Source organism: Alcanivorax sp. HI0083 (assembly GCF_001635175.1).
Map to the genome: position 1 here is coordinate 1 of NZ_LWFX01000131.1, position 847 is coordinate 847.

At 58.1% G+C, this 847-nt stretch carries 1 protein-coding gene; it reads left to right on the plus strand.

Going from position 1 to position 847, the window contains the following annotated elements; genetic code table 11:
- The coding region (locus A3754_RS01490) for an ATP-binding protein (protein ID WP_156496671.1) at nucleotides 1–847 on the plus strand (847 nt) is incomplete at both ends.

Sequence of the window (847 nt, forward strand, 5' to 3'; positions counted from 1 at the left end):
TTCTTCCGGGACTACGATCGCTATCTGTTGCTGGGCTGGGGAGTCACGGTGCCCCTGCTTGCTATTATCGGTGGCTTGCTGATTGCCCGGGGGCTGAACTTGCCATTACGCCGGCTGGCCAAAGTGGCCTTGAAAGTCGGGCGAGGCGAGGCGGTGCCGGTGCTGGATACCACCATCGGCCCGGAGGAAATCCAGGCGGTTAACACCGCCTTTAACCGAATGACCCGTGACTTGCAGCAGGCCCAGCGGGATCGGGCATTGCTGTTGGCCGGCGTGTCCCATGATTTGCGAACCCCGCTAACGCGCCTGCGGCTGTCAGCGGAATTCATGCAGGACGAAGAGCTGGCAAAAGGCATTGTCGAAGACATTGAGGATATGGATGCGATCCTCGATCAGTTTATTTCCTTTATCCGTGACGGGGCGGATGAGCAGCCAGATTTTGAAAACCTGAATGACCTGATTCAGGAAGTGGCCGGCAAGTACCCGGCCGAACAGCTACGGTTCGAACTGGAAGATCTGCCCCGGTTAATGCTCAAACGACTGACCGTAAAACGGATGCTGGCCAACCTGGTGGGTAACGCGCTCAAGTACGGCGCCTCGCCGGTGGAAATCCGCACCGCTGTTACCGAAAACAAGGTGGTGCTTACCGTGCGTGATCATGGGCGCGGCGTGCGTGAAGAAGACATTCCTCTGCTGTTACAGCCGTTTTCCCGGGGCGAAAAGGCGCGCACTCTCAGTGGCAGTGGCCTGGGGCTGGCGATCGTGAAACGGATTGTGGACATGCACCATGGTGAAATTCAGCTGGCCAACCATCCCCATGGCGGGCTGTTAGTGGAAGTGCGTTTTC